Below are 9624 nucleotides of genomic sequence, written 5' to 3'. Positions count from 1 at the left end.
CTCCGACATGATCAACCCACGTGCCTGTATCCCCACCACGAACGGCCTAACGAACCGGCAGGGCCAACGTCACCGCTAACCATGCACGAGCTCGTAAGTCTCCAGGCCATGGAATTGACAGCGTTGGTTGCCACCGTGGTGGGTGCGATTATCGGGGTGGGTAGCACGCTCACCACAGACCGCGTGCGTTGGCGACGGGACATGGGCGAGCGCGACAGAGAGACCATGCGCACGGTGTCCGCCCAGTTCTTGGAAGCCCTGACTGAGGCACGCGATGCAATAAGCGATGCCAGCAGATCGGGGCACCTGCCTCTGGACGAGCGGGCCGAGCTCGCTCGCGCCAGCACCCTGGCCCACGGCGTCCACGCGAAGCAGTACCAACTGGAGCTGCTGGCTACGCCCGAGGTGGCCCAGTCCGCCAGGGATGCCGCCTACCAATTGCTCCGCTACCGGGACACGGTGGTCGCTGGACATGTGCGTGATGACCCTGAGTGCGCGCAAGCACGGCGCGACTTCCGGGAGGCGCGCCAGAAGCTCATGGCTGCAATGCGTGCGTCGCTGAGTCGCCCCTGAGAGCCTTCGGCTGCCACGATCCGCCCCCACATGGCCCGCGGAGCCCGCGGAGCCCGCGGAACACCCGGCACACGTGCAGTTCGCCGCTGCCAGCTCTCAAGGTTCGCCCGAAGGTCGCCCGGCACATCCTGCGGCACTCACAGATCGCCATGACGATGGAGGTCTACGCCGAAGCGAGCGAGGAGGCGGTACGGGACGCGATCGGTCGGCTGTCCGACGCGAGGGTGGCAACGGCTGACACGGTTGCTGTACTTCGCTGCCGTACCGACAACGCGAGAGGCCCCCAGGATTTCTCCTGGGGGCCTCTGGCCTGCTGTGCACTCGGCAGGATTCGAACCTGCAACCTTCTGATCCGTAGTCAGATGCTCTATCCGTTAAGCTACGAGTGCTTGGCGTCCTGGGCTTTTGTGCCCCGTCGGCGTTGCGAGAACAACATTACATGACCTGCGGCGTCACGCGAAATCCATTAGCCGCACCGCCTCTGAGCTGTGAAAACACCCGTTCGGCGACGCCCGGATCCAGGCCCGCCCCAGGCCGGTCCCGGGCGGGCGCGTACCGGTCCAGGACGCGCGTGCACCGGTCCCCGGCCGGCCGGACCCGGATACGGCCGAAGCCCCGAGCCGGTGGCTCGGGGCTTCGGTGATCACGCGGAGGCGGAGGGATTTGAACCCTCGATGGGCTTTAAGACCCAAACCGCATTAGCAGTGCGGCGCCATAGACCGGACTAGGCGACGCCTCCAGCACACCCCGCGCAAGCGCGGGTGGTGCGTGCAGATGATGACACAGCTGCGCGCCGTGTCACCAATCGCTGCCTACGGTACTAGGCAGTCGGCCGCGAGGGCAAAGCGCCTGCGGTTGCGCAACGCCGTGGCGTGCGGAGCGTTAGTCATGCCGGGGGCGCCGCCCCCGCCGTTCCCCTCCGTCGCCGGCCACCGCCGCCGCCGTGCACGACCACAGGAGCCCGCATGCTGCGTCGCCTCGCCCTCACCGCTGTCGTGTCCCTCGCCGCACTCTCCGCCGCCGTCCCGGCCGCGACGGCTACGGCCGGTCCGCTGCCGCTGCCGTTGCTGCCGCTGCCCGTGCTCCAGGGCGAGGACGGCGGGACGCATCTGACGGTGGTCGTCTCGGGGTCGGGGGACCGGGCGGCGGACGGGAGCTACGAGCTGGAGTGCGAGCCGGTGAGCGGCAGCCACCCGGCGGCGCAGCAGGCCTGCGAGCGGCTGGGGCAGCTGCCCGACGAGAGCACGGACCCGTTCACCCCGGTGTCCCGGGACGCGATGTGCACGCAGCAGTACGGCGGGCCGGCCACCGCCCGGGTCACCGGTAGCTGGCGGGGGCGAAGCATCGATGCCACGTTCGACCGGTCAAACGGGTGCGAGATCGGGCGCTGGAACAGCCTGCGGCCGGTGCTCCCGAACGTCCGCTGAGCAGGGGCTCCGCAGGTCACGGGGCGGCGCGAGGGGCGCGTAATGGGCCGGGGTCGTGCACCGTTTGCACAGAACCTTGGTGAGAGCTCCCCCTCATCCGCCGCCCCTTGCCCCTCCCCTGCCTTTAGACTCCTCCAGTGACAGCCTGAGGCCCGAGGGGCAAGATGGGGCCGCTGTCGGCAAGGTGCAGTAATCAGGGAGGAAGCGTCGTCGTGAGCAGCAGGCCATCCCGAGGCGCTGCTCGCCTCGCAGCCATACTCGACGCCCTTCCGGACGGGCTTCTGCTCGTCAACTGCAACGGTACGGTCGTCAACGCCAACACCATCGCCCTCGAAATGTTCGAGACGCCGGGCACCGCGCTCGTCGGACGCGGACTGCTCGATCTGCTGCCGGAGTTCGACTCCAAGCTGATCCCGGGGTCGATGCGGAGGCCGGAGGCTGCGGACGAGCGGGGCCGTACCAAGCCCACGCGGATGACCGCGCGGCGGACCGACGGCAACGAGTACCCCGTCGAGGTGACGAGCGCCAGCCTGGAGGACGGGCAGGCCGCGTACAACGACGTCCAGGTGAGTTACAGCGGTACGTACACGGGTGACGAGCTGCTGATGCTCGTCGTGCGCGACCTGTCGGGCACCGTCGACACCGAAGCCGAACTGGCCCGCTCGCAGCGCCAGACCGAGATGATCCTGCGCGCCGCGTCCGAGGGCGTCGTCGGCACGGACACCGACGGCCGGGTCGTCCTGGTCAACCCCGCCGCGGCCCAGATCCTCGGCTTCCGCGCCACCGACCTGGGCGGCCAGGAGCTGCACCCGCTGATCCTGCACTCGCGGGCCGAGGGCGAGCCGTTCCCGTACGAGGAATCGCCGCTGGCCGACACCCTGAAGTCGGGGCGCAAGCACCGGGTGCGCGGGCAGGTCCTGTGGTCCAAGAGCGGCGCGCAGGTGCCGGTCGACCTGACCACGGCACCCGTGCGGGACGGCGATCAGCTGGTCGGCGCGGTGATGACGTTCACCGACCGCAGGCCGTACGAGGAACTCGACGGCCAGCACGCCGCCGAGATCACCGAACTGACCGAGAGCCACACCGCCGCGGTCAACGAACTGACCGCGAACCACGCGGCCGAGATCACCGGCCTGACCGAGCTGCACGCCGCCGAACTGGCCGACCGGGCCGAGCGCCACGCCTCCGCGCTGGAGGAGCAGACCGACCGGATGGAGGAGCAGGCCGAGCGGCTGGCGGACCTGTCCGCCCGGCACGCCCAGCTGACGGCCGTGCTCGGCGAGTCGCTGCGCGGACCGCTGGAGGAGCTGCGCGGCGAGCTGTCCACGCTCGCCGCCGACCCCGCGGGCCAGCTGTGGCCCGAGGCCAACCAGATCCTGCACCACCTGGCCGCGGGCTACGCGCGGATGACGACGCTCGTCGACAACGTACTGAGCTACCAGCGCCTGGACGGCGGCTCCGAAGCGCTCGTCAAGACGAACGTGATGCTCGACGGAGTCGTGACGGCCGGTATCGACGCCGCCGTCGAGCTGATCGGCCCCGGCCGCGCCCAGTTCGCGGTGCACGCGCCGCCGATCGAGGCCGAGGTCGACGCGGGACGGCTGGTGACCGCGCTCGCGCACCTCGTCGCGGACGTCGCCGGCGTCGACTCGACCGGCAAGGCACGGCTGATGCCCGGCGGTGGCTACGTCGACTCGACGGTCGTCGTCGCCGCGGCCCAGCGCGGTGAGGTCGTACGGATCGAGGTGCGCGGACCGTTCGCCGGCGGAGACCCGGTGCACGAGCCGATCGTGCGCGGGATCGTGCGGGCCCACGGCGGCGTGCTCCAGACACACGAGATGCCGGGCATGAGCGGCAGCGCGTACGTGCTCGAAGTACCGCTGGGCGCGGGCTCGGGAACAGCGATGCCTCCCGCCATGACCCCGGACGTTCCGGAGAGCCCTGGAGGACCGGAGAGCCCTGGAGGACTGGAGGGCCCCGGAAGTCTGGAGAGTCCCGGAAGTCTGGAGGTTCTCGGGGCGCCGATGGCTCCGGAAGCCGCGATGGCGCCGGTGGATCCGGGGACCGCGATGGCTCCTGGGGCCCCTGGGGCTCCGGAAGCCCCCCAGACACCCCAGACACCCCAGACACATCAGGCACCTCAGGCGCCCCAGGCGCCCCAGGCGCCCCAGGTTGCTCAGGAACCTCAGGTCGAGGAGGTTCCCGGGGCCGCGGGTGGTCATGAGGGCGGCGGGGGGCGGCGCCGGGCGCGCAGGGCCTCCACGGATGCCTTCCTGGAGAGCCCGGTGGGCGGTTCCGAGGGCGCGGGTGAGCCCGGGGACACCGGGGCGGCCGAACCGACCGGCCGGCGGCGGGCCCGGCGCAAGCCTGCGGCAGAAACCGTCGACGGGCCCGTGGACCCGACCTCGTCCGTGGCTGCCGTCGAGCACGACGGGCCGAACCCGCACGAACTGACGTCGGCCGAGCAGAGCGGCGGGTCCGGGCGCAGGCGCGGTCGGCCCAGCCCGGCGGAGTCCGGCGCGCAGACCGCCGACGGACAGCGGGGACCGGGTCAGGCCCTGGCGCTGCCCGCTGCCGCGGCCCCGTCCGAGGGGTCCGTGGTGACGGCGGCCGAGGGCGCTCAGGGGGCCGGGGGCCGCCCGCAGCGGGGGCAGACCGTGCCGCCGCAGGGCGTTCCGAACGAGGCGCCGACGCCCGTACCGGCCGCCGGACATCGGGCGCGCCGGGGCGGCGAGAACCGGCTGGCCCTTCCGGCCGCGCTGCCGTCGGGGAACGCCGTGGAGTCCGAGGGCCCCGCGGCCCTCTCCGATCTCGACGGCGCAGCCGGGACGCAGCCGTACGGTGCCGCCGGGACACAGCCGTCGGCTCAGCAGGCCCGTCCGGCGGCGCCCGCTCCGGAATCCGCACCCGGGCGGCAGCAGTCGTCAGGGCGACGGGCCCGGCGCGCGCTCTCCGCCGCCCAGGACCGGGCCGCTCAGGCCGAACCGAAGGGCCCCCGGGTCCCCTTCGCCCTGCCGCCCGCCGCCGCCGACCAGACGCCGCCCGTCGCCGCCGAGCCCGACGCCTCGGTGCCGGGGCGTCACGACGCCGTGTCCGGTCCGCCGGACGACGACCACACCCCGCCGCAGGCACACCCGCTCCCGACCGGACGCCGCCGGGCCCGGCACGCCGACGCGCAGGCGGCCCCGCCGCAGCAGTTGCCCGACGCGGCGCCCTCCGCCCTGCCCGAGCAGGCCCCTCCGTCCGCACCCGCTGCCCCGCCCGCACCGCCGGCACCGTCCGCCGCGCAGAACGGTGGCTGGGATCAGGACAACGGCTGGGAACAGAACGGTGGCTGGGAACCGGAAGGCGTACCGGACCAGGACCAGAACCAAGGCCAGGGCCAGGGCCACACCCACGGAGCAGCCTCGGCCGGGGCCGACCGGTCTCCCGGGGAGCGGCCCGACAGTGACGCGGAGTGGCCCGGCGCAGGCCACACCACGCACACCACCGGCACGTCCCCGGCCGGCCACGCCCGCGGCTCCGGCCGTCCCGACGCCCCCGACAGCCCTTCCGGAGGCCCTGACGGTCCCACCGGGCCCGACGAGACCCGTCCGCGGACCCTCGTGCCCGGCCCGGACGCGCGGCGGCAGCCGCTGCCCGCCGAGGCGCCCATGCCCGGGGGGCCGGACTCGACGCACGGGCGCGCGTTCAGCGTGCGGACGCTCGGGCAGGGCGTGCCGTTCGCCCAGCACATCGCGCACCAGCAGAACCAGACGCTCGGCGGTGCCGGCCGGCGCCGCAAGCTCGCCGCGCCGCCGGAGAGCGACCCGACCGAGCCGACCGAGGCGACCGGTCCGATCGACCCGACCGGCCTGTCGGCGCCGGCCGCGTCACCACCGCAGCCCGGGAACCCGCAGCCCCAGCCCGGAGCGGGCGCCGGTGGCCCCGGCCCCGGCGGCACGGGCGGCACGGCGCAGGGCTCGGGCCCGCTGCTGCCCGCTCCGGCGGCCGAAGGGCGCGCGTACGCGATCGGGGCGCCCGACGAGGGGGCCGCAGAGGGACCTGAGCCGCTGGACGGCCCCGGTGGCGCGGTCGAGGTCGCCAACCGCCCCTCCCCGCAGCCCGTGGACGACGAGCTGCCCCCGGAGCCGCTGGACAACCCGCGCCGGCTGCTCGTCTGGCCGGCGCCCGACGTCTCCACCCAGCAGGCGTTGAGCGACCGCGGCTACCGGCCGGTGATCGTGCACTCGCGCGAGGAGGTCGACGCACAGATCGCGGCGTTCCCCGCCGCGCTCTTCGTCGACCCGCTGACCGGTCCCATCACCCGTAAGGCCCTTCAGTCGCTGCGCCAGGCGGCGGTGGCGGCCGAGGTCCCCGTACTGGTGACCGCCGGTCTGGGGCAGGCCTCGCGGGAGGCCGCGTACGGTGCCGACCCGGCCGTGCTCCTGAAGGCTCTCGCCCCGCGCGACAGCGAACAGCACCCGCCGCGGGTCCTCCTGATCGACGAGCACGAGGACATCGCGTACGCGCTGACGCAGACGCTGGAGCGCCGCGGCATGCAGGTCGCCTGTGCCGCGACCGACAGCGAGGCGGTCTCGCTCGCGACCCGGATGCGGCCGAACCTGGTGGTGATGGACCTGATGCAGGTACGCCGCCGCCGGGCCGGGATCGTCGACTGGCTGCGCGCCAACGGTCAGCTGAACCGCACCCCGCTGGTCGTCTACACCTCGGCCGACATGAGCCAGTCGGACCTGCCGAAGCTGAGTTCGGGCGAGACCGTGCTCTTCCTCGCCGAGCGTTCGACGAGCGACGAGGTGCAGGCACGCATCGTCGACCTGCTCGCGAAGATAGGCACCAACTGACCGCGGCGGCAGCGGGAACAGAACGAGGGCGGTACGGGATCTCTCCCGTACCGCCCTCGTTCTGTTCTCGCTCTCCGGCCCCGGCCGTCCGGCTCAGAGCTGGGTGATGTCCAGCTCGCCCGCCGCGTACTGCTTGCGGATCACCTTCTTGTCGAACTTCCCGACGCTGGTCTTCGGTACGGACGCGATGACCGACCAGCGCTCGGGCAGCTGCCACTTGGCGATGCCCTGCTCCGCGAGAAAGGCCCTCAGCGCCTGGTAGTCGGCGCTCGCGCCCTCCTTGAGGACCACGGTCGCCAGCGGACGCTCGCCCCACCTGTCGTCCGGGACGGCCACGACCGCCGCCTCGGCCACATCCGGGTGCCCCATCAAGGCGTTCTCGAGTTCGACGCTGGAGATCCACTCCCCGCCGGACTTGATGACGTCCTTGGCGCGGTCGGTGAGCGTGAGGAAGCCGTCGTCGCTGATCACCCCGACGTCGCCGGTCTTCAGCCAGCCGTCCTCGCTGAACTTGTCCTCGGGCCGCAGCGCCGCGCTGTCCGCACCGCCGTAGTACGCACCGGCGATCCAGAAGCCGCGCACCTCCAGCTCACCGGCCGACTCGCCGTCCCACGGCAGGTGCTCGCCGCCCGGTCCGACGAGCCGTGCCTCGACACCGGCCGGAAAGCGGCCCTGGGTGATGCGGTACGGCCACTCCTGCTCCTCGGTCAGTCCGGCGGGCGGGTTGGCCATCGTGCCGAGCGGCGAGGTCTCCGTCATGCCCCAGGCGTGACAGAGCCGGACACCGAGCTTGTCGTACGCCTCCATGAGGGAGGGCGGGCAGGCGGCGCCGCCGATGGTGACGCGTGCCATGGAGGTGAGGTCGCGCGGACGCGCGGTGACCTCGGCCAGCAGCCCCTGCCAGATGGTGGGAACGGCGGCGGCGTGGGTCGGCCGCTCCCACTCGATCATGTCGGCGAGCGGGGCGGGCTGGAGGAAGCGGTCGGGCATCAGCATGTTGACGCCGGACATGAACGTCGCGTGCGGCAGCCCCCAGGCGTTGACGTGGAACTGGGGGACGACCACCAGGGTGGTGTCCTTGTCGGTCAGGCCCATCGACTCGGACATGTTGACCTGCATGGAGTGCAGGTAGATCGAACGGTGGGAGTAGACGACGCCCTTCGGGTCCCCGGTGGTGCCGGAGGTGTAGCACATGGCGGCGGCCTGGCGTTCGTCCAGCTCGGGCCAGTCGTAGTCGGTGGCCCGGCCGGCGATCAGCTCCTCGTAGTCGTGCACCCGGGGCACGGCGCCGTCGAGGACGGAACGGTCACCGGGTCCCGAGACGACCACGTGTTCCAGCGACGTCAGCTGAGGGAGCAGTGGCGCGAGGAGGGGCAGCACGGAGCCGTTGACGATGAGGACCTTGTCGTCGGCGTGCTTGACGATCCAGACCAGCTGTTCGGCGGGGAGCCGGAGGTTGAGGGTGTGGAGCACGGCGCCCATGGACGGGATGGCGAGGTACGCCTCCACGTGCTCGGCGTTGTTCCACATCAGTGTGGCGACACGCTGGTCCCCGTCGATACCGAGCTCGTCCCGCAGGGCGTGGGCGAGCTGCGTGGCCCGCCGGCCGATCTCGGCGAAACTGCGCCGCTGCGGCTCGGGCTCTCCGGTCCAGGTCGTGACCTGCGACTTCCCGTGGATGGTCATCCCATGGCTCAGGATGCGGGTGACAGTCAGCGGTACGTCCTGCATGGTGCTGAGCACGGCGTCCTCCCGGTAGGCGCTACGCGGCAGTAAGGTTCCGCTGATTCTGCGCACATACCGAGCGGTATGTCACTACTCCCGGACGTACGGATCGATGTCGTCCGGCAAAATCACACGTCCGTGCGCGCGGGCCGGACCTTCCTCCCCCGCACCCGCGACCATGTCCATGCCCATGCCGATGACCAGCTCGGATGCGTCTCTCCTCACCCAGGTCCACGGGCGGCGCCTCACCTGACCGGTGCAAGCTCCGGGTCCTGGCGCAGCTTGCCGAGCGCCCGGGACACGGCACTCTTGACCGTGCCGACGGACACTCCCAGCACCTCGGCCGTCTGCGCCTCGCTGAGATCCTCGTAATAGCGCAGGACGACCATCGCGCGCTGGCGGTCGGGGAGTCTGAGCACGGCCCGCCACATGGCGTCGTGCAGCGACTGCTGCTCCGCGGGGTCGGGCCCCGGAGCCGTCTCCTGCTCGGGCACCTCTTCGCAGGCGAACTCGTCGACCTTGCGCTTGCGCCACTGCGAGGTCCGGGTGTTGAGCAGGGCCCGGCGGACATAGCCGTCGAGGGCCCGGTGGTCCTCGATCCGCTCCCAGGCGACATACGTCTTGGTGAGAGCGGTCTGCAGCAGGTCCTCGGCATCGCTGGGATTCGCGGTGAGCGAGCGGGCCGCGCGCAGCAGCACCGGCCCGCGGGCCTTCACGAACGACGTGAACGACGGGTACGGGACGTACGGAGCGCGGGCACCGTACGGGGTGCGCGCGGCGGCCGGGGTGCGCGGCACCGCGTACGGAGCGACCGACGCGTGCGGGGCCGCCGACGCGTGCGGCGGGTGTCCGGCGAGCGGCGCACGCGGGAGGTGCGGCGTGCTTCCGGTGTGGGCGGCGACTCCCCTGGAGGTGTCCGTGCAGACTGGCGTGGTCATGCCTCCACGCTAGGAGCGGGCGCCGCCCCGGGGATCGCCCCCAGGTCCCGAAACCGGGTCCGCCTCAGGGTGTAGGACCGGGCCCCCTGCCACCTCCTGAAGGTGGAGGGGCCGCAC

Annotated in this window: 6 protein-coding genes and 2 tRNA genes; 3 read left to right on the top strand and 5 right to left on the bottom strand. The window is 72.4% G+C overall.

Annotated features, from left to right (window positions below):
• The first annotated feature begins 108 nt into the window (after positions 1-108).
• Positions 109-573 carry a hypothetical protein gene (locus ACIO3R_RS23585; RefSeq protein ID WP_402108390.1) on the top strand — a complete coding sequence of 155 codons (465 nt, stop codon included), beginning with the start codon at positions 109-111 and terminating at the stop codon, positions 571-573.
• A gap of 316 nt (positions 574-889) precedes the next feature.
• On the opposite strand, the gene ACIO3R_RS23580 is transcribed toward ACIO3R_RS23585, so the two are convergent.
• Together ACIO3R_RS23580 and ACIO3R_RS23575 are read right to left on the bottom strand one after the other, a co-directional pair.
• A tRNA-Arg gene (locus tag ACIO3R_RS23580) sits at positions 890-962 on the bottom strand.
• A gap of 259 nt (positions 963-1221) precedes the next feature.
• Positions 1222-1312, bottom strand: a tRNA-Ser gene (locus ACIO3R_RS23575).
• A gap of 226 nt (positions 1313-1538) precedes the next feature.
• On the opposite strand from ACIO3R_RS23575, the gene ACIO3R_RS23570 reads away from it, so the two are divergent.
• Together ACIO3R_RS23570 and ACIO3R_RS23565 are read left to right on the top strand one after the other, a co-directional pair.
• The gene (locus ACIO3R_RS23570; RefSeq protein WP_385038721.1) at positions 1539-2000 is read left to right on the top strand and encodes an SSI family serine proteinase inhibitor; all 462 of its coding nucleotides are present in this window, start codon (positions 1539-1541) and stop codon (positions 1998-2000) included.
• A gap of 212 nt (positions 2001-2212) precedes the next feature.
• Positions 2213-6844, top strand: a complete 4632-nt coding sequence (locus tag ACIO3R_RS23565) for a PAS domain-containing protein (RefSeq protein ID WP_402108388.1) — start codon at positions 2213-2215, stop codon at positions 6842-6844.
• A 93-nt stretch (positions 6845-6937) separates the two neighbouring features.
• Here ACIO3R_RS23565 and ACIO3R_RS23560 read toward each other — a convergent pair whose 3' ends face one another.
• From ACIO3R_RS23560 to ACIO3R_RS23550, 3 genes are all read right to left on the bottom strand, one after another.
• Positions 6938-8587, bottom strand: a complete 1650-nt coding sequence (locus tag ACIO3R_RS23560; protein WP_402108386.1) for a long-chain fatty acid--CoA ligase — start codon at positions 8585-8587, stop codon at positions 6938-6940.
• A 72-nt stretch (positions 8588-8659) separates the two neighbouring features.
• Positions 8660-8794 (bottom strand): hypothetical protein, encoded by a 135-nt coding sequence (locus tag ACIO3R_RS23555; protein ID WP_385027736.1) that lies wholly within the window; start codon positions 8792-8794, stop codon positions 8660-8662.
• 20 nt (positions 8795-8814) lie between these two features.
• Entirely contained in the window at positions 8815-9507 is a 693-nt protein-coding gene (locus ACIO3R_RS23550; RefSeq protein ID WP_385027739.1) for a SigE family RNA polymerase sigma factor, read from the bottom strand.
• Positions 9508-9624: the final 117 nt, after the last annotated feature.

It is taken from the genome of Streptomyces sp. NPDC087428 (assembly GCF_044744085.1).
GTDB lineage: Bacteria > Actinomycetota > Actinomycetes > Streptomycetales > Streptomycetaceae > Streptomyces.
The sequence above is the reverse complement of the archived record's forward strand: the minus strand, read 5'-3'. Positions and strand labels throughout refer to the sequence as shown.

What these genes read in the sequence shown, in the direction of transcription:
- ACIO3R_RS23585 (WP_402108390.1), top strand. Translation starts at nt 109, where the DNA reads ATGGAATTGACAGCGTTGGTTGCCACCGTGGTGGGTGCGATTATCGGG.
- ACIO3R_RS23550 (WP_385027739.1), bottom strand. Translation starts at nt 9,507, where the DNA reads ATGACCACGCCAGTCTGCACGGACACCTCCAGGGGAGTCGCCGCCCAC.
- ACIO3R_RS23570 (WP_385038721.1), top strand. Translation starts at nt 1,539, where the DNA reads ATGCTGCGTCGCCTCGCCCTCACCGCTGTCGTGTCCCTCGCCGCACTC.